The following is a 22,733-nucleotide window of genomic DNA, read 5'->3' on the forward strand; positions in this document are numbered from 1 at the left end:
GTACTCCTTTAATGATGTACCCGTTTAATGATGTACTCCTTTAATAACGCACCTCTTTAATGTCGTACTCTGATAATGGAGTCCTTCGATAATGGGGTCCTTCGATAATGGAGCCCTTCGATAAAAGTATGCAGTTTAGGTCTGGAAACGGCGTGTGGCCAGCCCTAAAGCCACTCCCGCCAATAACCCACCTAAATGAGCACCATTGGCAATAGAACCCTCAATGAATAAATCAATGCCACCGACCATACCTAACACTAGCCACAACAACATAAACATCGCCAATACGTTTGGCACCTTCACCGCAGGTTCTTCGACAACACGCTGGTACACTAAAATGAAGCCTAATAAGCCGTACACCACGCCCGATAAGCCCCCAAACAACGAGGGGCCACTCCACCAATATTGAGCCATATTAGAGATCAACATCAGAAACAACAGCGCACTGCCCATGGCCAGTGAACCGAATTTAGCCTCCAAACGTGCGCCGAACACCCATATCCACACACTATTAGAGAGATAATGCAGAGCGCCGAAATGCAAAAACGCCGGCGAGACCAGCCGCCATACTTCAAACTGAGACAAGGTATACTGCCATCGAATAAACGCAATTCGATCGCCGTAGGGGATAAACCCCGTGAAGGTCAATAGCGAGAGCCACCCTTTCGTGCCTGTGGCATCCAACCACACTACCATGGCACCCAAGAATCCCAATACTAAGGTCATGATCGTTAAGGGGGCATTTTTGGCGGGACCGGTCAAAAAACGTTGGACACTTTCAGAGAAACGTTCAGAGAAACGTTGGCTCGAGGTTGATTTGGGAACGATTAACCCGGCTTTCCACTGTTCTGCCAACGCCTTAACGTGCTCGGCATCGGTGGATTCAGGAAGCCACAGACATTGATGACCCTTTTCTTCTGTGAACCGATGAGCTAAACCGGCCTGCCATAAAATTTGGCTCAGCTCAGAATAATCATCCGTGAGGGGGAGTTGCGCCAGCGGATACCAATTCACAATCAGGTGAGCCTTTGTCAATTAACGTTATTACACTACTTAAGGCTACTGATCGCCGTTTTCAACGACAAGTCCCACCCACCCTTCAACAGCTAGGCCGCCTCAACCCACTTCGTTTACCCCAATCTTCGTTTAACTCAATCAGCTTCAGGTTGCCGCCATTCGGGCGGATTCACATACACCCATGCAAATTTTTCTGGGCAAAGCTGTGGCTCCCCATCGTAACGATAGGCCGCCAAGCGACCAAATTTAACCGCACTGTAATCCAGGCAGGCGATGTTGTTTCGAATGGGACGTGGCCGACCTTGCAGCCAATAGTGTCCCACAAACAACGGCTTATGTTCAGGACCGTAGTACAGCAGTTGCGCCCTCTCCGCTTCGCTCAATGGTCTGTCCATCAAATCTTCAGGTAACGGATCAGGCTGATACACAACGTCTGCATAGGTGATTGGGGTTTTTGCCCAAAATTTGGTGCGAAAAAATCGACGTTGATAACCATCACGACTGGTAATCACCCGCTCGTCCGGCAACTTTAAACAGGTGCCTCGGGTAAGGCGATCCATCACTTGACCTTCAAAACTGTCTCGATTAACCGAATTGATGATGAAGCGATCATCGACCTGATTAGTACCAAATTCGGCCAAGTAACGGTGAATCAGCGACTCATCCCAACAAGCGTGCACCACTCGGAAATCATTAAATTCAATAAACAACGGCAGGGTTTTAAACCAGGCAAGGTAATCTTTCCAGTCACCGGGGTGGGCTTCAAATTGGGCTTTGGTTTCGGCAATCAATCGATTGTGATGGTGATTATGAGGACGGAGGTAGTCTCGATCTGAAAGCCAGTCCGGCGCAGGGGTTTCATAGCCAATGGCATTGTATTCATGGTTGCCCATAATCATAGTGGCGGCGTTATGCTCGGCCATATCATGAACAATTTGTAGGGCTTCGCGAATGTGAGGGCCTCGGTCGATGATGTCTCCCAAAAAAACCGCTAGGCGTTTAGGATGGCGCCATACACCTCGTTGCTTATGATAGCCTAATCGCGTGAGTAAATTGACAAGGGTATCCGCACACCCATGTACGTCACCAATAATGTCATAACCTGTAAAGTGCTCCAACTCGCCCTGATCTAACATCGTAACCGTTTATTTACCACCAGCCGTTTGTGTCAACCTAACCCCGTAATACTTAATTTTCCCTCAGAAGTTAATGCGTACCCTCTCACTTAGGATAGATCAAACCCTTATCGGCCTATAACAGGATTTAGACAAACGCACTTTATATTTTGGCCACTCTATTCCACCAAATGGGAAGCCCAACCCAGTTTACGACGACACGTTTCATAAAAATTATGGTCTGTGGGGTGAATCAGCGTCATTGCGGTGGATTTTTTCTTAATAAAAACTTCATCTCCTGGCTGGGTCACCACATGAGTTTGCCCATCGCAGGTCACATGGGGGTAAGCCGTGTTATGAGAACCCACTACCAAGCGAATCTCCACATTTCCATTCAATAAAATAGGCCGGCTGCTCAACGTGTGCGGATTAAGGGGAACCAACTCAATGGCGTCCAGTTTAGGGTGCATAATCGGTCCTCCGGCACTGAGCGCGTAGGCGGTAGAGCCCGTTGGAGTAGAAATAATAATGCCGTCAGAACGCTGTCCATACACGAATTGATCATCAATGTAGAGCTCAAACTCAATCATTCGAATGAATTTACCGGGGTGCACAACCACGTCATTCAGTGCATCGCCACCGGCAATGGCCTCACCCTCCCGACGTACTTCCATCGACAACAAAAACCGCTCTTCACTCACATAATGACCTGCCAATACATCCGCGACTTTTTGTTCGATTTCATCAGGTGCGATATCGGTTAAAAAGCCTAACCGACCCCGGTTAACGCCCAATAACGGCACGCCATGATTGGAGACTTCTCGCCCTGCCCCCAATAAGCTGCCATCTCCCCCGACCACGATAACCAAATCACACTTACTGCCCAACTCAGCGGCGCTGAACTCCCCGTGCTCATGGCCTGGCAAGGCAGAGGCGGTATCGGCCTCTAAGACTACGGTCAAACCGCAACTGTCTAAAAAACGCATCAATCGTTTGATGGTGTAAATGGCCCGGTCGCTGCCCAAGCGTCCAACTAACCCGATTTTTTTGAACACAGCCGGGCTAACGGGAGTGCTGCTTGATAGGCTGTCTTTGGATGAGACGTCAGACGAAGTGGACATGAATTTTACAGTGCTCTCTTATCGGTGTACGGTGCGCACTCATTTAGGCGAGTACGGCCTCAAGTATACTCATTCTTTCACGATATTGAGTCATTTAATCAACGAAGAAGTCAAAAACCAACACCCAAAAATCATGACAGGTGCCCTTACGATGCATTCTAGCCCTTTCCGACATCCTCTCGTTCGTGACTTGGCATGGGCATTATTGTCACCAAACCTACTAAGCGCCCACGCGTTGCCAGAAGGTATTTCCTTTTTATTCCCTACAGATTTATTCCCCACAGATTTATTCCCCACAGATTTACTCCCCACAAAAGTGCCTGACTGCCACGACACCCAATACCATAAAATATGGACGTGGTTAAAAGCCCTAGATGAGCGTCCCCAAACACTCGAAAGTCATTTATTGACGCAAGGCTCTCGTCGAATCGGCGTCCAATTCGAACAACTATTGGCTTTTTATTTTCAGTATGGGCCTGAAGCAAACACGATTGCCGATTTTCGACAGCGGGTTCAAATCCATCAATCACATTCTCGGACGCCGAAGACCATCGGCGAATTGGATTTTTTATGGCGGTGCCAATCTCCTGAACAACGCATAGCCCCTGAAATTTACAAAACCGGAAGCCACGTTGAGGCCGCTGTAAAATTTTACATGGGGAACGGAAAACGAGACGTTGACCTGCAAGACCCTTATCAATGGGTAGGCCCCAATCGTAACGATCGCTTAGCATTAAAACTGAATAAGTTGTTTGATCACCAATTACGGCTTTCTCACCATGACTGTGCTCAGGCTGTCATATCGGCACTGGGCATTGAGGTATTGCGCACATACCTGCAACTGAAGGGTCGTTTATTCCTGCCTTGGCGATGGCATCTCGCCACACGAGAAGAATGCACCTGCGTTTTACCGGACATCATTGCTTCTGATGCCGAACTGGGTTTCTGGTTACGATTTTCCGAGTTGTCGTCTGTGATGAATGAAGCCGCAACCGGTAATCGTTGGGCCGTATTAACCAGACAAGGATGGATGAGTACGGCGGTCTGTACACTGTCTCTGGACTCAACGCCATCCGTTTCTCACTCATCGGGTATTGAGTGGGTCTCAGCCACGGATGACGCGAAAGCCACTCACTCAGCGCTGTGCGAACACATCAGCAAATATTTCAGCACCTTTCATCGACCTATATTGATTGCACTTCTGACCAATGATGCTCAGGATGACACTCAGTGGGTAGAGCAACGACGATATTTCGTTACGCCAGACGATTGGGGAGTTTGACTCCTTTGAGGTTAACCCCCTGAAGCAATGATCGCTTCAACCAAGCGAGGAATATCATGCGAGGTTAAGCCGGCAATATTGATGCGTCCGCTCGGCAACAAATAAATTCCATACTGAGTTTTTATGGTATTAATTGCCTCTTCTGACAACCCCATTATAGAGAACATCCCCTTGTGACGAATAAGAAAATCAAAACGCGACGTCTGGGTTTGTTCTTTGAGGGCCGCCGCCAGCTCATGGCGTAAGGATATTAAACGATTGGACATGGTGAGCAGCTCACTCTTCCACTGCGACGTTAATCCTCCATCGCCTAAAATCTCCGCCACAATCGCCGCGCCATGGGCCGGCGGCATGGAGTACGCACTTCGGGCCATTTCACACATGGCCTCACGATAACGTTTCGCTTGCCGCTCAGATTCTGCAATTACAATCGCCGCACCGGTGCGCTCACGATACAAACCGAAGTTTTTGGAACACGAAACAGACATTAACGCTTCTTCGACCGCGTCCACCAACAATCGTGCACCATGAATATCTGGTTCCAAACCATCACCCAACCCATGGTAGGCAATATCAATTAGAGGCAAAAAACCACGCTCAGGCGCCAATTCTGCCAACGCTTGCCAAGCAGCCAACGATAAGTCCGCACCAGAAGGGTTGTGAGCACAACCGTGCAGAAGAAAAACATCACCTGCCCCCAATTGCGACGCCAGATCAATCACCGCATCTTCATCAACACATTGACTTTCCCAATCCAAATAGCGATAAGTCTTGACGGTAAGACCGGCCATCTCAAATACCGGGCGATGATTCACATAGCTAGGGTCGCTGAGCCATATGGTGGCATTAGGCCGGGCCGACGCGATCAGATAAGCCATCAAATTTAATGCCCCGGTTCCCCCAGGGGTTTGCAAGGTCGACGCGCGGCCATCCGCGTTCAAACCGCCTAACATCATGGTTTGAATAGCCTGGTTGAAGGTTTCATTACCAAAAATGCCTTCATAAACCTTGGTGGTTTGGTTGCCCAGCAAACGAGCTTCTGCCGCTTTCACAGCAGCCATAATAGGCGTTAATCCGGTTTCATCTTGATAAACCCCCACACCTAAATTCAACTTCTGATGGCGAGCGTCGGCAAGATATTCATTAAACAAGGACAAAATGGGGCAAGCCCTGGGGGTAGCAAGGGTATTTAGCATGACATTCGCTCATTAAAAACAGAGAGTAAGAACGTGAGTGAAAAACGTGAGTAAAAAATACGACGAGAATTCTGAAACACCATCGTCGTAGCCTTATCTCGCTATGCTAAGCCAGTCGATATAGCAATATGTGATTTTTTTTTGATTCAAACCATTATTTTTGGCAAATTATGCTAACAAATTCATTCATATTAGCCAAAACAACTATATGGACAAAATTGATCGATTTTTGTTATCACAATTACAACGCGATGCCCGCCAAAGCGCTGCTCAACTCGGCGAACAGGTCGGGCTCTCTCCCTCTCCTTGCGCACGACGCATTCGACAACTTGAGGAACAGGGTTTTATTGAAGGGGTGTATGCCCGATTAAATACAAAGCAATTGGGTTTTCACTTAACCGTTTTTGTTCACGTTCGTTTAAGTGCACACCATGAAGCGGTTATTCTTGAATTCGAGGAAGCCATACAATCGATGGATGAAGTGCTCAATTGTACCGTCACATCAGGAAAATTCGATTACTTATTAGAAGTGTTAGTCAAAGATCTAGAGTCTTATGAATTATGGATGAAGTCACTTCACAGGCTTTCGGTTGTCAGCCAAATTGACAGTGCGTTTTCCATTCGAAAAGTCAAATCCAACGGAGTATTACCCCTTACCTAATTCCGCATTACACAAATCCCGCATTAACACAATGAGCATTACACTAATACCCAAGAATCACTTTATAATCTCGCAGTACGTAGGGCGCATCACTTAATGCCAAGAGCCCCTGATCAATATTTTTTTGTCCACCACGCAACGCTTTTAACCCACCCTTGATGGAAACCACTTGGTAACCCAAACGAGAAAGCACACAGGCTGCCGCATCGCTGCGAAAACCGTGGTCACTGTACAAGATATAACGTTGATTTTTATGGAGCCTACGTAATTGCAGCGCAAGCATACTCAGCGGAATATTCACGGCACCCTTTAAATGTCCAAAACGATATTCGTCACTGGTGCGAACATCTACTATCACGGTTGGCATGGTACAATTTGCTGTACTTTTTTTTGTTGTATCTGTTGTGGTTGTATTTATTGTGGTTGTGTCTATTATTTTTGTCTCTTTTAGTGGAGTTTTCTCTGAGGCTTTATCTTCTTCTGAATGAGGCTCCATCTGAGCTGAGGTATCACAAGTAAAAGCTTGTTTCAAAATGGATAAACACTCTGAGCAAGAAAGATGCTCTACTTGTGGAGCTTGCAATAAAGGTAAAAAATCATTTTTGTCCAATTTCACTAACACACCATCGCTGCTCATTCTTACGGTGGCATTACGAGGTAATGAGCTCACCAATGCATCTTCCCCAAAACAACGCCCTGGGCCAATCTCCGCCACACAATTTAATTCTGTGCCGTGTTTTTTTACCCAAACTTGAGCCGTGCCTTCCTTAATAAAATAACATCCATCACCCACTTCACCTTGTTGGACAATATCGTCTCCATGGTTGACCAATAATGTGCGCATTTTTTTAAAAATATCACCCACATTCGTCGGTGGCACTTTGAGAAATAAATTGGAATCCAACACAGCATCAATCCATTGCGCGTCTTCGTCTAGATCTGGATTCATGGCAAACTGCAGACGCTGAAATTCCGCCATCTGGCTCCAGCATAACTGGTTTTTCAAATCCTGAGCGGGCAAGACTAATAATTCACAATCGCTCAGCGCTTTTAATGATTGCAAACCGGTTTCTTGGTAAGCCAATGGGTACAAACTATCGCGCCCACTGACCATTCTGCGTTCACCATTTGAAAAAGCCAGCTCAAGATCACCGTACAACAAAAAATAATCATTCGTATCTGATGCACACAGGTCTCGCCGCCGGCCACTGAATAAATACTGCGGTTCAATTCCCTCCAATAAAAACGCAAGCTGGGCATCGGGAATGGCATTAAAAGGAATGAGTGTACGAATGTGTTCGACTTCGAAATGCTTCATAAATCTCGATAACTGACCAAAATAAGCCCATCAATAATGAATTCATCAATGTAAAAAGGGAATGGATGGGTCGTTGTTAAATTCTATTTACACACATTATCAAGGCTTACATGGGTAAATCATACCCTCGCCTCCCTTGTAGCCCACCTGTGTGAATCGCAACCACGACATCACCTTTTGACCATCGTCCTGATTCAACTCCCGCCGCAATGGCGCGCATCATTTTGACAGTATAGATTGGGTCAAGTAAAAAGCCGCATTCTGCTTCGAACGCCTGCATAAATGCCTTCAAGTCAGGGGGAAATTTACCGTATCCACCGCTGTGGTATCCGGTTAAAATCGACCATTGGCAGTGAGGCTTAATACCATAATCCAGCAGTAACTGCTTCACCCTCTCTGTAAGCGTATCCTCCCCTTTTAGCACACTGACTCCATGAACATTCGCCCACTCTGGTAGCGAACTGATTAAGCCCATTAATGTTGTTGCCGTACCGCAAGGCACAAAGACTTGAAAAGGGGTAGGAATCGACGACTTATGGCTGGAGCTGGATAGATCAAAGCAACGCAGATGTTGATCGAGCTGATGCTGGATAGACTGTGCTATCACTTGGCAACCTAACACCCCTTCTCGATTAGCCCCACCTTCAGGAATCACCCAGTAGTCTGCCAAATTTGGATCTAGCTGAGCCGCAAAAGTAGGATGATAACGCTGAGCGTAGGTTTTTCGGTCCACAAATCGTAAAGTCATACCGGCCGCTTCACAATCTCGTAAGGTGGGCGTCAGTTGATGGCGGTAATCTCCTCGCACAATACCCACAGTGGGAATCTGCAATGCTTTTCCACAATAAGCCAGCGCATGCAAATGATTAGAATAACCCCCACCAAAAGACACCATGCCGATTTTATTCTGAGACTTCATGGCGTCAACATTACCACGTAACTTATACCATTTATTGCCAGACCAATACGGGTTAATTAAGTCTTCACGCTTTACAAAAAAATGGACTCCGGCAGCGTCTGTAATAGGCCAGCGTACACGCTGCAGAGGTGTTTCGGGAAAGAGTTGTGTCGAAAATTTCATTTATGCAAACAGCGATTAAACTGTACTCAAAGTTTATTCAATAATGTGCGTTATTATTTAATAACGACTACTTTACAGTTTAATCACATTTAATGGCAGATGCCGAGGTTCTTGATGGACGTCGCAGCGATCGCTTTGCCCGGGGTGAAATTCCAAAGGAGAAATAATTTTCTTAATCGTTTGACCACAAAGCGTACCGTCTTCATTTACCCCTTTACAACAGGGCGATTCATAATGCTCTTGCCAGCTGCGATATACTGCTAAATCTATACCGCACTTTTCCGCTAAAAACGCCGCAGGATTGATTAAAAAATGAGAGATATCGGATTTTGGAATAGAGAGCGGCCCAAGCCCCGGCTGGTACACAACAAAATCCACTCCAACCTTATGCAAAGATTCCACTACGTCATGATCAGAAGCCTTTAGCAATAAACCATGTTCTTCTCTTAATTGTTGCAACTCTTGTCGAATATAGGCTTCTTGTTCCTTACGATACATCAATTCAACATCTCGTAATTGCAACTGTTGCATTAACGCCTGAGTAGCCTGCTCCAAGGCCTCTTCTATTGCCTCTGTTTTTTCTTGCTCTAAGTGAAACTTCAGTGTATTGATGCGCTCATCTTCACCATTTTTAAACGTTCGCAATTTTTCTTCAAAGTACGAACGTATCCCTTCAATCTTTTGCTCCTGGCCCGTGACCTTTTCCTGAAACGATTGATTCAGTAATAACTGCGACTCCAATGCCTCATCTGATTTCTTCAACGACGCTTCCAATGCTTCGATATGCTGCTGATAGTCTTTACGCTCTTTCTCCAGTTCACGCTGGTGTCGATTTCTTAAGGTTGCCGCCCGCAAGCGTTGCTTACGCAGCGTACCGGCTAACCGATTGCGAAATGCCTGCTGATAGTGTGCTTTTAAAGCGTCTACTTCTTCTTGATGACGAGCTTTCTCGAGCTTTCTCGCATCAATGTAATTGATATCGACATTCGCCAACTCCGTAATCGTGGGAGGCTCTTCCTCAAACGTTAATCCTAAACGATTGCGTTCTGCACACTTCTTAAGTAAAACAAAATGATTCCGACCCGGAGACATCTCTGGGTCCCAAAGGTTTGGTTGTTGCAAACTAATCGGGCATTGCGTGTAACACGCTAATCGAATGGGGCCGCCACCCAGATCAGGGCCAATAGAAGCTTCATCGGCTATTCGTTGCAGAGGAATATTCCAACATTTTTTAGGAAAGCCTTGCGAGTCAAAGGGAATAAGAAAAAACACCGCAGCTCGTACTTGCAACTGTTCGTCTATTCGTACATAAACCGCTGTTGCACATTCACTGGCCATATCAGATAGCGGAATAAAACCGTCGAGTACAGCTTCAAACTCACTGAAAAGCATTTCTCGTAATACTCGATACCCATCGAAAAATACAACAGCTTCACTCAACTCGTAAATGACTTGGTTCATTATTGGTCACCGTACCCATAGCCATCCTTGCTGAATCGGGCAATATTTAGAATGCTCTCGTTTGGCTAAAAACGGTAAGAAAAGTCGTCGTCAGTAACAACGTCATTATGGGAGAGATTGCGGTAATCCGAATGTGAACAAATCGTCAAAACACACTCAATAGTGATATAAATCTCAATTAATTCGAGTAGCTGTACACATTTTAACTCTAAACACCCTTTTTAAGGGTTACATCTCATCCGAATCGGCGTCTAAATCATCAAGTTCATCAGACGCCAATACATCGAGTAACTCTTCAATATAATCATCCATTCCGTTTCACCCTAATTTTTATGATTACTATATCTAAAAAATGTAAAGCCTTAATGGTGGAAATAAAAAATAAAAACTTACTTTAATTTGTATCTTAAACGTAATTTTTGACCCTCACTTTAACTTAAAGCAAGAAAAGGCTATTTCTATTAAAAAGAGACTATTAGATAGAATGAGAAGAGTAGACTATTAAATTACGCAATGATTCCATTATTTGAAATAATGGCGGGCAATGTTACAGAAAAGAAAAGGCGCCATTTCTGGCGCCTTATTAAGATCGATCTAGCTTATTGTTGGGCGTTACTACCACGTCTGAATAACACTGTCATTATCAGCCTCCTTATAGATGTTTTGCTCACCAAAGCTACTTAAACCTAAAATGCCGCTTCCCACTTGAGGGCCTTGAGGAACCGCAATGGCCTCGATACAACGAGCAGTATCATTTTCTGATGGACACGCACGAGCAGAAACCTGATAGAAACCATCTTCTGAAGGAATTTGGTTTTCTGCGTTAAATCCCACTTCGGTTAAATCCACCGTATAGGAAAGCTCATTAATAAAACGACGTTCCTGAGCCTGCATCACCTGAGTTATCAACGCAATACCATCCGCCTGACGCCCCCTTTGCATTTGGTTTTGGTAAGCCGGATAGGCAATTGAAGCCAAGATGGCGATGATGGCCACGACGATCATGACTTCGATTAGGGTGAAGCCCTTCGCAGGTTCACTTCGTGAATTCGATCTTAAAATGTTCATATTGCCACTAACCTATGATTTATCTTCACGCCAAAATTGTTTCTTTGTCAGACTGCAGCCCCCCATTTCACTGCATTCAGCACCGGAGCAAATAATGGTAGACGTCTTACACTCAAGAGGCTTAGGTGGAGGTGGCAGACCTCCACTAGATCCATCTCCATCTCCATCTCCATCTCCATCTCCATCTCCATCTCCATTGTCAATTGTCAGGAAAGTAACTCCGGCCGGAATACCCTGCTGAGTTAGTGTGACAAATCGTGGACGATCCTCTTCCGTTGGCTGCCCTGTTAAAATATCAATACTGTAGAGGCGTCCAGATCCGATATCGCCACCACAGCTAGTATCATCCTCTGAGCGAGCACCATTGGCGGGTAAATAACTTGTGAAATAAACACTTCCATCAAAGGTATTGGGGCTGTTAAGCACCTTCTCACGAAGGTTTTTACCCATATCCAAATAAAAACCATAAGGCGCATTGACATTTTTTCTGGCCACAACAGATTCATCTGTAACATCAAGCAGATCTTGGCTAGTCAATAGTCTTGGAGAATCCAGCCTTACACGGTTTCCCTCTTCATTGATTTCGTACTCTGCATAACGTGCATAAATCGAAGTATTTCCCTCATACTCTTCCGGTGGGGTATACACATTTTCATCGAACATCACATAAAAGCGATCCTGAATTTCACCATCCAATGGATTGGCCCGATAACCAGAACCTACCGAAATAGAGTAAAAACTCGGATTACCCGCGAAACTAAAGAATGCCACACTGGGTGCATTAAAGAAGCGACGCGCGGTAGACCAATCGTTCCCAATTGAGGGCTCTCTTAGATCAGCGATTACCCCACCTTTCACCTCAAAGTCATTCTCATTAGGCACAACGTCAAAACGCCAAACCTGCCCAGCAATATCAATTGTAATGAAGGTATCAGCAAAACCATCTGAGAAATAATTGGAGTCTGCACTACCCAAAATATCAATTGGCACAATATCAGCGGGGATACTGTACTGCATTCTTGGAAGGTTTAGATCGTGTTCAGCCCCATTACCTGCAGACCATAATAGGTCACCAGTATTGGCATCAACAATAAAGATGGCAGCTCCCTTCGCACCCGCAGGATTTGTGACCGGGCTATCGTTAACTGTGTCGTATCCACCCGTGAACACTAATGCATCTTTTGCCTCGCACCCAGAGTCAGAACACCCTACTCTAAACTTCGTTAGCTGTGGTTTAGACCAAGTTTGTCCTAAATCGCCAAAACCCGGCATGTCATTATTAATCGTCCATAAATATTTCGGATTATCTAAATCAGTAACATCTAAGGCATATAAGCTATTTCCACCTCTGCGCATACCAAAGTACAAAATAACTTTATCTTCAGAAGGCGTAATAATATTGTCACCATCACCTGGGTTTTCCTCTATCCAAACGGTTATTTGACCATCTAAGCCATAAGATCGAGTATCACTGGTATTATTATTAAAATAATCCACTAATACTGGAGCCACTTCAGGAGGTAAGAAAGAAAAAATCTGTTTACCATTATCGATATCAACCGCATGTAACAGCCCTTGGTTGGTTGTTACAAATAAGACTTGGCCGCTATCTTCTTCCGAGTCGCTGTTATCGTCGCCTTCTGAATCAGATGTGGTGTAACGATCTTGCCCATAAGCCACAACAACCGGCTGACTGTGTAGAGGGTCTCCCATGAAACGATTAGGTTCATTATATGTGACATCTCCCGCACCACTGACTTGCTGACCAGAGGTCCAAGCAAAAAGACGGGTTAGGTAATCATTATGTGTATTTTCTGGAAGACCTAAAAATGCTTTTGTTATTTGGTCATTGTCTGATTCAAAGCGATTAGATTCCACATTCAGGGCAGTATTATTCGGTGCCGCATCACCTGTGTAGGTATAAACAGTACGCTCGGTTGTGATTTGCTCTGCAACGCCACCCTTACGTACTGAACCGCCATCTGGTTCAGATGACCACCAACTTTGTGCAGTTGATTTAAAAAAGCCCGATGCTTCGTCAACTGCAGCAATACCATTTCTATCAACAATGGTTCCGTCAGGTTTAATTTCGAAGCGCTTTACATTTCCATGCCACCGATGAGTACCACCGGGTTCAAATAAGGCATAAAATAAATCGTCACCATTGGTTAAATTATTGTATGCACTCACGGATACGGCAGGAGAGGTAAATGTTGACTGAGAGGTTTCAATAATATCGCCGATTTGATTAATGATGCCCGATAGTTGAGTTGCGTTTTGCGCAACAAAATATTCACCACCACCCTTACTGGCTGTAGTTGCCAGTAATTCCATGTCCGTTTCCAAACCAATGGTGTAAGTTTTAATCGTTTGTGTTCCAGGCATAGATGAAAAATCTGTTTCATACATATAGCCGGCCAACTCATCTAAACATGTATTTTCAGAACTTCTGCCACTTCCATGATCACATTTTGCATTTCCTTCTGCATTTGTTAAACCATTTATATAATTATCTGCTTGATCGTCATCTGTAGGCTCTCCATCAGTCAAATAAACAACAAAATTATTTTGACAGGAATTCACCAGTGGTGAACTATATTTTCCATCTTCCCCAACAGATTCTGGGACACTTGTTGTAGTATCTCGGTAAGCTTGTCGACCAAAGAATGGATTGTCACCACGAAACACCCTATAGGCTTCAGACAATGTTTCCGCTAAAGGTGTATTACCTCCTGCTTCAATTTCAGATATTGCCTCTTTTACACCATCTTTGGCGCTATCGTTACCAATGTCAGCAAACTCATGAAGCACAAACCCCCCATCATAACCTTCACGTATACAACTACCAGGGGCACAAGGCGTATTTATAATATACCCCCCTTCATCAAACATCATTAGCCCTAAATTAATACTGTCATTTCTATCAACCATATCTCCTAGAGCTTTTTTCATCACTTCTAGGCGTGTACTAATCTTGGTTTGTGATACACTACTCTGCAAATAATCGTGATAATTTGAAGAAACAAAATATCTAAACTGAAAATCACCTCTATTATTATCTCGATAACTTTCAAGCTCTTCTGAATTTCTTCGACAAAAAACATCTTTACTGTCTGCGTCTTCACAATTTTCATTCCCAGATTCACATAAATCTGAGAAAATTTCACGCTCTACCCAATGACAGCCGAAAAAACCGCACCTCCATACAAGTTCAGTATCCCTAAAGCCTGCAAAATCTGCATAATATGGCGACGCCGGCGTGTTAGTGAACGTATCTGTGATGTTTTCACATTGATTTTGATCTTTAGAAAAAGAATAATCTGTATATACTAAGTCATCCTTACCACTTCCACGATAAACATATATTCTGTCATCCGTAGATGACCCATATTGAAAGCTAGGATCATATCCACCATCGGCGACAAGAACTTGAGCAGCCATACTTCCTGATGAGTCCAATATAAACATTACATTTGACTTAAACTCGGTCGCTTCATCATCCAATTTAGTTACATAAATATCGGTATCATCACCCAATACCTGTGATGATAAAGAAAATGCCGCAAAGGTCGTCAGCAACGCCAATACTTCTTTTATATGTCTAACACGCATCTCGCATTCTCCATTTACTTAATAAGTGGCGTCTAATAAAAATTTTTCAGCAACACCTTCTGAGTTGCTTACTAAAAGTGTGCCGACAGCCCCTGAATATTTCAGAAAATCCTCCATTACTTCTCCACTGCTATAAACAACCTCAAAACTTCCATTACTGTATTTAAAGGTTTTCGCTTCACATTCCTTACAATATAAAAAATGAGCTACCACGATACCTCCCTTCTTACTTGCGTCTGGAAAGATTTCTACACGCACCCCTTCATAAGGGGTTTGCAAACTAACAATAGGGGCTGCCCAACTATTAGGGATAACAAAAAATATAAGGAAAAGAAAGCCAACAAAAAACTTCATAAAAACCTCAGTGCTAGTAGACAAGAAAATTTATTTAGATAGAAGTTGCAGAGATATGCGTAAAAGTCACAACCTGCCTCGAACGACTACCAGTACCATCAATAGAAGCTTCAGAGGTCATAATAAATTGGTAACATCCATTTTGTACTGGGAATCCAGAAGCGCAAACAGAGGTAAGCGGTTTGCCCGTGCTTTTATCAACGATAACTTCCACTCGACTAGACTGAGAAAAAGCATCGGTTTCATCAGCAGATAAAGGCTTATCTTCTAATTCTTCAGAATATTCTTTTACTGTTAGATTTTCATCGCTCAGCAAATCATCGATATCCTCCCAAACTTTATCGCCATTAGCAAAATAAGCATTGATTTCTGAGTTGGCCTGATTAAATGCAGCCTTACTTAACTGGCTATTACGAACCATACTGGTTTGCATGCCAACATCTCTAACCATAGAAGAACCAATAACGGTGATGATTAACAAAAGAATCATGCAAACAATCAACGTTGCCCCTCGCTGATTGCTTTTTGAAAAGTTAGAATTCATCATGCCACTCCTTTTTTCAACTTGTATTCTTTATTAATCATCTTCGCTCTCACTATCCTCATCATCTTGCTCTTTTGGTCCTAAATTTGATACCTTGGGGTCAAAGTCAGTATTTTCTAAATAAATGGTTGCTGTGTACAACTCACGATTTTCACCCGTTTCAAAAACAAGCTCCCCTGAATCAAATACAGCAAATTGACTTTCTTCGTTTGATCTAGATGAACTTGCAAAGCCACCATTTACTAAGAGAGCGACACGAAGCGAGTTGACAGTAGTCCAATTATCCACCTCATTAGCCGTTACATACTGCGTTGAGTTTTGCCACTGGCCTACTTCATCCACTACACCATAAAGCACTTGCATATTATCGATGCCATCAACTAAATTTACGGATTCACCATTCCATGTAGATAAATCAAGATTGTAGCCTCTACACCTAAGACTCCCGTCTTCAATAAAATACACATTTGCCATTCCTTTGGACTCTTCATTGTTGAGATCAACCTCAGCCCCCGTGCAATCCGTCTGTGGCTCATCGATATGAGGTTCATATATGACGGCAAATCTATCACTATCGCCATTTGAATTATTTAGAGTACAGGGATTCCAACTGCCGCAAGGTCCATCAAGGAACGACTGTAAAGGACTCGCACCTATCATTTGAAATCCTGCTTTGCGCACATCATCAGTGATAATATCCAATGCAAAGCGTGCATTTTCTTGCATTCTCGACAATTCGTTATTTACAACAGAAGAGTTACGAGATGCCATTAGCATCTGTACTGCAGCCGCCAAAATAGTAAGCCCTAAAGTCATCGCAATAAGCAGCTCAATGAGTGACAAACCCTTTTGTCTTTGCAATTTCATATCCAATAAAACCCTATAAAGTATGAAAAATTAAGATAGACTGTGTTAATTAAAAATACATAACGCTTTGTATGCTCTGCTCAGCATCTTCATCGGTAATGTTGCGATTTTCCTTACGAACTTGATCCAAAACACTTTTTGCTGACCAAGAAACCTCAACATTTAAACTCCTGGGTTTCCCCCCCCTTTCAACAGAAACTCCTGTCAATAAAATTGAGCTTAATGAAGATTGATCAGTGTCATCGCTAGAGTGGCCACAAGTTAATTCCCACACATCATAAATTGCAATTTCAGCAGAATTACATTGTGTTGATTTTTTTATTTCTGAACCATCGTAATAGGTTGCACACATAATCTCTGGTTCGTCATCACAACTTACTGCTTCAGAGGCGCTAACATAGCTATCCACCCCTGCTGTATTCGCCTTTATTCGCTCAATCAATTCTTGCGCCACCCACATAGCATGGGAGCGCTGGTTTGTATCAAAAGATTCTTTAACCACATTGGCTTGCAGACTGATAATGCCCGCGAAACCGACACTCATAATTAAAAAAGCAACCAACACTTCAATCAGTGAGGCACCGGTCTGATGATGTTTTAAGGGTGATGAAACACTGCTATTAAGAGGGGAAATTTTCATTGATTTAAATCCCTGTTTTAAAATGGCCATTTATCGCCATTAATATATTGATCCGAAAAAATGAGCCGCTAAGCATTTATACTTAAGGTTTGTGAAAACGTATTTTATGAGCCAGAACAATCTTCGTTAGCCACTCCTAAGCGGCCCACTGCATTTAAAGTAATACGTCGCCCTTGAGCAGACTCTTCTGAACACATCACAAATTCGCTAGCAGAAGTGGCTGGATTATTTAAACGGCCCGTGCCGAGATAAGACAACTGCGTTCTGTCTGCAGGTTCAGTGGCAATGGTGACACCCGCTTCTGCGGGATTAAAGATTTTAACAATGGCATCATCGGCATCAAATTCACCATCCGCGTTCGTATCAGCAGCAACGATAATTCGCCCACCCCAGCCATCTGCTGCATTGACAAACACTTCTTGATTTCTTGCGGACGCTTCGCTTCGAGCCATTTGAATGGCATTCACCATACGGGTTTCAGCGCTGTTCATTCGGCTATTGGCGATGAGATTGGAAAAGGAAGGAGCAGCAATCGCTGCCAAAATGGCGACAATCGTTAATGTAACGAGCAACTCCAATAAAGTGAAACCGACGAATTTTTGGCGCATTTTAGATAACTTCTAGCAATAAAAATGAAGGGTTAATGAAAGTCTATCGATTTTTCCCAACCAAACACTATCGCAGTGAAGATAAACGGTATACCAAATGGAATAAGCGGTTAGAAGGTTCACAAAGTGAGAAATGCATCAAGAAAGGAGTGTAAAGAAACGTCAATAATCTGATATATAGAATGTAAGCGATTACATATCTATATGATTAATGCGCCCATTTGATTATTAAATAGACGCCAATTTTGATCAATTAAAAACACGCTTGCCCCGCATTAATCATATCAATGCGCGTGTTAAGAGACAGCCGTATCGTATGCCCACTGGATCCATGGTATAAGCGCTTCTACATCGGCCGTTTCAATGGTTGCACCACACCAAATACGAAGACCGTTTGGTGCATCACGATAAGAGCCGATATCGTAAGCGACTTGCTCTTGTTCAAGCAGACTCAACATTTTCGATACCACTTCTTTTTCAGCACATCCATCAGGCGTTTTTAGGACAAGGCAGACGCTAGTTGAAGAAACTTCATCAGGTTTTCGCGCAAGAAATTCTAACCACGGCGTTTTTTCTACGAAGTCTTCGATGACCTTGACATTGGCACTCGTTCGACGAATGGTTTCTTTCACCCCTCCAATTTGACGAACCCAACTCAATGCATCAAGATAATCAGCAACACAAAGCATAGAAGGGGTATTAATGGTTGCGCCTTTAAAAATTCCTTCGATTAATTTCCCGTTTTTTGTCATCCGAAAAATTTTAGGTAATGGCCATGGTGGAACGTAATTTTCTAAACGCGCTACCGCTCTAGGGCTGAGTATCAACATACCGTGCGCACCCTCGCCGCCTAATACTTTTTGCCACGAGAAAGTAACGACGTCTAATTTCTCCCAGGGTAACGCCATAGCAAACACGGCTGAGGTTGCATCGCAAATGGTTAATCCACTACGATCATCAGGAATCCAATCACCACTAGGTACTCGGACACCCGAGGTAGTACCATTCCAAGTGAAAACCACATCGTGATTAAAATTAACACTTTTTAAATTGGGTAATTCACCATACGGAGCTTCCAAAAGACGAACATTTTCCAGCTTTAATTGTTGTTTAACATCGGTCACCCAACCCGCACCGAAAGACTCCCAAGCCAACATATCGATGGGGCGTTCACCCAATAGCGACCACATGGCCATTTCAACCGCCCCCGTATCAGAAGCAGGCACAACGCCCACTCGATAGCCATCCGGTAACCCCAACAGCTCCGCCGTTTCGGTACAACACCTCTCTAAAGCCTGTTTTCCAATGGGAGCTCGATGAGACCGCCCCTGAGTGGAAAGATCGAGTAAATTAATGTCATACCCGGGGCGTTTAGAACACGGGCCAGAAGAAAAATTAGGGTTGTTCGGTTTTTGCTCAGGCCGTAAAGGCTGAGAAAGCTCATTGATCGTCATAGCACCCTCATACAAACACACATTGAAATACTTCTATACAACACCACTTCTTTATTGTGGCCAAATCGCCTTAATTTTAATCGACTTTTAAGTAAGGCAATGCGGGTATTATGGCAGCCAAAAAAGATTTGCACAGCTACCCTACCATGCCTATTTCAAAAGAGGCTATATTTGAAGACAGCGTAATAATAAAAAAGGCCGTCCCCGGAGCCTAAAAATGGATGTGAAGATTTTCCGCAAATTAATAGAGCAACGTGTAAAACTGACGTTGATATTTCACAGCTAATGGATCCGCCTTACCCAATGAAGCAATCACATCCAAAAATGTTTTTTTAGCTTCACCCTCATTAAAATCAAGGTCTTTTCTCAAAACTTTGATGAGCAATTCCAATGCCTCTTGCGTAAATCCATTGTCGTGATACTGAACAGCCGCAGTTAAATGCAAGCTCAAATTATCTGGTTGAGCACGCATTTCTTCCTCCAACGCAGACAATTCAGGACTCTTTGCAGACTCACGACGTAAGTTTAATTTCGCTTGAATCTGGACAAAGTATTCCTCTTGATCTACAAGCGTAATTTTATCCAAATAGGATTGAGCATCATCAAGTCGGTTAAGCTCCACCAATGTATCCGCCAGTACCTTTAACGCCTGTGGATTATTGCTCGATTCAGATACCGCTTGCTGCGCTTTCTCCATCGCCTCGGTGAAGTTTTCTTCCTCTAATAATGCTTGAGCTTCCGCTAATGCCAACTCCCATGCCTTAGGCAAATACTTATCCAAAATTTCCCGTATTGCCGCCTCTGTTTGCGCACCCGCAAAGCCATCAACAGGCTGCCCCTCTTTCATAATCATCACAGTCGGCAAACTACGTACACCAAACTGTGCTGCGATCATTTGCTGATCATCCGCATTAACCTTAGCAAGGAGGAACTGGCCTGCGTATTCGTTAGCCAAGGACTCCAACAAGGGCATCAATGATTTGCATGGCCCACACCATTCTGCCCAAAAATCAATCATCACAGGGCGCTTAAAAGATTCATCAATTAACTGTGCTTGCGCATTATTTTGATCGATATCGACAATGCATTCTTCTGTCATTACGTTTTACTCCGAGAAATTCAAAAAACAAATGGGGGCATCAATGTGGATTGCAATGGCGGCAAGGTGTGTTTATAGCGCCAACCGGACACTAACTCAACCAATGTGGCAATGATGGCATCATTTTTGATGGATATTAACAAAGTCATCTTATGTAACACTCACAAAGAACCAGCTCCCGCAACCAAAAAAGGGCAATATGGTTATTTGTGTTGGTTTTCAGCCATAAAATCAGAGGGAGTATTTTGGGCCAATAGAAAAACGCATGTTTGAACTGACTAAATTTCTATGGTTAGCAAGGCACGCTTAAGAAAATCGCTTTAATAGAAACGGCGCCTTAATTTTCATATCACCCTTTTACAATGACTCTACGAACCAAAATCATATGACATTGATAAAATAATTTTACATATGTAAAAAGCAAGCTTATATCATTAATAAATTTTCTTTTTTATACCACGTAAAAAGAAAAGAAAAATATCTAGAGAAAACATAAAACACTTGTATTAATCGAAACCGAAATAACTAAGTGCATAGTGTTGCCATGCTTTATTAGGCTGCGCACGCAACGAAAGAAAGCTAGAAAATCGTGCAATCAAAGCCAAAGTGCCTTACATTGAAGCACACATTAAGATGAACTATGAAACTACCCTGTAAAATCACAACCCTGATGCACTAAAATTACCACTTGACACAAAGGTGTCATTATTAAAGCTCTATACTTTAATTATTAATATTACAATCACTTATAAATTGCCATAAGCACAAAGAGAACAGTTAGCAGCTCCTCAGCCCTTAATCCTAAATGCAAACATTTAGCAATTGTAAGGTATCAAAAGAATATACAGCGTTAACAGGAGCCGCCATTAAACCACCGCGCACTTTATATTAGCGCTTAATTTAACACCCTTATTTTTATTTTAAGATTAACGTGACATCCGCACGACCATGGGCCTCAAAATAATGCATCTATTGGCTACTGAATTATATTCAACACCAATACGTCAATTATTAATGACTGTGATTTTGGGCAACCTGCATCTTATTGCCAATTTAATTCAAACACGATTGATCCATCGAAAGCTCACGGACAACACATTGCGATTTAAAAGAATCTTTATTTTCACAAACACAGCACTCCTCCATAAATCTAGACAATCTGAATTTATGCACTGTTGTGTTTGCACCTTCCCACCTCAACAATCACTCCATAGGAGACTTTCTCATGGGCAATGTTGCAATAGTTACAGGCGGTACTCGTGGTATTGGTGAAGCAATTTCTGTTCACTTAAAAGAAATGGGCATGCAAGTTGTTGCTAATTACGCAGGTAATGACGAGCGAGCCAAAGCGTTTACTGAAGCAACGGGTATTCCTGCATTAAAATTTGATGTAGCCGATTACGATGCGGTAGAGGATGGCATTCAAAAAGTCGAGGCAGACTTTGGCCCAGTATCAGTTCTTGTTAATAATGCCGGAATTACACGAGATGGGGTGCTGGCTAAAATGAATTGCGAAAATTGGGATGCCGTATTACAGACCAACCTTAAGTCTTGCTACAACACCTGTCATACGGTTGTTCCTGGCATGAGAGAGCGAGGCTTTGGCCGCATCATCAATATCAGTTCTATTAATGGACAACAAGGCCAGTATGGACAGGTCAACTATGCTGCGGCCAAAGCCGGTATCTTAGGCTTCACTAAGGCTCTAGCTCTTGAAACGGCAAAATATGGTGTGACCGTTAATGCCATCGCTCCAGGTTATGTGGATACAGACATGGTAAGAGCCGTCCCCCCCGAAGTACTCGAAAAAATTATTCGCAAAATTCCTGTGGGTCGCCTTGGCAATCCAGACGATATTGCAAGGGCAGTTGCTTTCCTAGCAGATGAACGTAATAGCTTTATGACAGGTGCGACGTTATCAATTAATGGCGGCCAATTTATGGCGAATTAATTTGTGGAGAGCTTTGATAAATACTGGCTTTTTTTACACCAGATTGAATCAAAATCACCGGAGCTGCGAGCACATAAAAATAAAAATGACATATCAAGGAAATGCATACAGCGCAAAACAAGCTAGGAAATGATAAATAGACACTGTTTTTATGCATAGAGTTGCGTCTAATCAGTAAATCTTTATTCATTGCTTTTGACGAGCCATTGGATAAGCATTCAATACAACAACTATTATTCATGCTGCCCCCAATGGCTCAATTGAGCGCTTTCACATCACCGCTC

The 22,733-nt window shown here is 43.4% G+C and carries 20 protein-coding genes; 3 read left to right on the forward strand and 17 right to left on the reverse strand.

The window, feature by feature from the left end; genetic code table 11:
* Positions 1–135 precede the first annotated feature (135 nt).
* The 3 genes from LU351_RS10790 to LU351_RS10800 form a co-directional block, all read right to left on the reverse strand.
* Positions 136–1,014, reverse strand: coding sequence for a rhomboid family intramembrane serine protease (locus LU351_RS10790; RefSeq protein ID WP_232594087.1), 879 nt, complete (start codon positions 1,012–1,014; stop codon positions 136–138).
* 137 nt (positions 1,015–1,151) lie between these two features.
* The gene (locus tag LU351_RS10795) at positions 1,152–2,153 is read right to left on the reverse strand and encodes a metallophosphoesterase (RefSeq protein ID WP_232594088.1); all 1,002 of its coding nucleotides are present in this window, start codon (positions 2,151–2,153) and stop codon (positions 1,152–1,154) included.
* Positions 2,154–2,311: 158 nt separating this feature from the next.
* Entirely contained in the window at positions 2,312–3,253 is a 942-nt protein-coding gene (locus LU351_RS10800; protein ID WP_232594089.1) for an NAD(+) kinase, read from the reverse strand.
* Between LU351_RS10800 and LU351_RS10805 the strand changes: the two genes are divergently transcribed.
* Positions 3,252–4,535, forward strand: coding sequence for a DUF1853 family protein (locus LU351_RS10805; protein WP_232594090.1), 1,284 nt, complete (start codon positions 3,252–3,254; stop codon positions 4,533–4,535). The genes LU351_RS10800 and LU351_RS10805 overlap by 2 nt on opposite strands.
* Positions 4,536–4,546: 11 nt before the next feature.
* Here LU351_RS10805 and LU351_RS10810 read toward each other — a convergent pair whose 3' ends face one another.
* Complete coding sequence (locus LU351_RS10810; protein ID WP_232594091.1) at positions 4,547–5,731, reverse strand: amino acid aminotransferase; 1,185 nt, start codon at positions 5,729–5,731, stop codon at positions 4,547–4,549.
* A 208-nt stretch (positions 5,732–5,939) separates the two neighbouring features.
* Between LU351_RS10810 and LU351_RS10815 the strand changes: the two genes are divergently transcribed.
* Positions 5,940–6,392: an Lrp/AsnC family transcriptional regulator gene (locus LU351_RS10815; RefSeq protein ID WP_232594092.1), complete on the forward strand. Its 453-nt coding sequence runs from the start codon at positions 5,940–5,942 to the stop codon at positions 6,390–6,392.
* Between the two features lie 43 nt (positions 6,393–6,435).
* Here the strand turns inward: LU351_RS10815 and LU351_RS10820 are convergent, their stop codons facing one another.
* From LU351_RS10820 to LU351_RS20725, 13 genes are all read right to left on the reverse strand, one after another.
* Positions 6,436–7,710, reverse strand: a complete 1,275-nt coding sequence (locus LU351_RS10820; RefSeq protein ID WP_232594093.1) for a cyclic nucleotide-binding domain-containing protein — start codon at positions 7,708–7,710, stop codon at positions 6,436–6,438.
* Positions 7,711–7,816: 106 nt separating this feature from the next.
* Positions 7,817–8,791, reverse strand: coding sequence for a 1-aminocyclopropane-1-carboxylate deaminase/D-cysteine desulfhydrase (locus tag LU351_RS10825; RefSeq protein ID WP_232594094.1), 975 nt, complete (start codon positions 8,789–8,791; stop codon positions 7,817–7,819).
* 72 nt (positions 8,792–8,863) lie between these two features.
* Entirely contained in the window at positions 8,864–10,252 is a 1,389-nt protein-coding gene (locus LU351_RS10830; RefSeq protein WP_232594095.1) for a hypothetical protein, read from the reverse strand.
* Between the two features lie 615 nt (positions 10,253–10,867).
* Entirely contained in the window at positions 10,868–11,320 is a 453-nt protein-coding gene (locus LU351_RS10835; protein WP_269783429.1) for a type IV pilin protein, read from the reverse strand.
* Between the two features lie 12 nt (positions 11,321–11,332).
* Positions 11,333–14,932, reverse strand: a complete 3,600-nt coding sequence (locus tag LU351_RS10845) for a pilus assembly protein (RefSeq protein ID WP_232594096.1) — start codon at positions 14,930–14,932, stop codon at positions 11,333–11,335.
* An 18-nt stretch (positions 14,933–14,950) separates the two neighbouring features.
* A complete protein-coding gene (locus tag LU351_RS10850; protein ID WP_232594097.1) occupies positions 14,951–15,286 on the reverse strand; it encodes a hypothetical protein in 336 nt (111 codons plus the stop codon).
* Between the two features lie 34 nt (positions 15,287–15,320).
* Positions 15,321–15,833 (reverse strand): pilus assembly PilX family protein, encoded by a 513-nt coding sequence (locus LU351_RS10855; RefSeq protein ID WP_232594098.1) that lies wholly within the window; start codon positions 15,831–15,833, stop codon positions 15,321–15,323.
* Between the two features lie 30 nt (positions 15,834–15,863).
* Positions 15,864–16,697, reverse strand: coding sequence for a PilW family protein (locus tag LU351_RS10860; RefSeq protein ID WP_232594099.1), 834 nt, complete (start codon positions 16,695–16,697; stop codon positions 15,864–15,866).
* A 49-nt stretch (positions 16,698–16,746) separates the two neighbouring features.
* Positions 16,747–17,337 (reverse strand): type IV pilus modification protein PilV, encoded by a 591-nt coding sequence (pilV, locus tag LU351_RS10865; RefSeq protein ID WP_232594100.1) that lies wholly within the window; start codon positions 17,335–17,337, stop codon positions 16,747–16,749.
* 104 nt (positions 17,338–17,441) lie between these two features.
* Positions 17,442–17,945, reverse strand: coding sequence for a GspH/FimT family protein (locus LU351_RS10870; protein WP_232594101.1), 504 nt, complete (start codon positions 17,943–17,945; stop codon positions 17,442–17,444).
* A gap of 296 nt (positions 17,946–18,241) precedes the next feature.
* Positions 18,242–19,399, reverse strand: a complete 1,158-nt coding sequence (locus LU351_RS10875; protein ID WP_232594102.1) for a phosphoserine transaminase — start codon at positions 19,397–19,399, stop codon at positions 18,242–18,244.
* 241 nt (positions 19,400–19,640) lie between these two features.
* Positions 19,641–20,498: a thioredoxin gene (gene trxA, locus LU351_RS10880; protein WP_232594103.1), complete on the reverse strand. Its 858-nt coding sequence runs from the start codon at positions 20,496–20,498 to the stop codon at positions 19,641–19,643.
* Positions 20,499–20,518: 20 nt separating this feature from the next.
* On the reverse strand, positions 20,519–20,647 hold the full coding sequence (locus tag LU351_RS20725; protein ID WP_269783430.1) for a hypothetical protein: 129 nt from the start codon (positions 20,645–20,647) through the stop codon (positions 20,519–20,521).
* Between the two features lie 1,076 nt (positions 20,648–21,723).
* On the opposite strand from LU351_RS20725, the gene phbB reads away from it, so the two are divergent.
* Positions 21,724–22,449: an acetoacetyl-CoA reductase gene (phbB, locus tag LU351_RS10885; protein ID WP_232594104.1), complete on the forward strand. Its 726-nt coding sequence runs from the start codon at positions 21,724–21,726 to the stop codon at positions 22,447–22,449.
* Positions 22,450–22,733 lie beyond the last annotated feature (284 nt).

It is taken from the genome of Marinibactrum halimedae (assembly GCF_021234875.1).
GTDB lineage: Bacteria > Pseudomonadota > Gammaproteobacteria > Pseudomonadales > Cellvibrionaceae > Marinibactrum > Marinibactrum halimedae.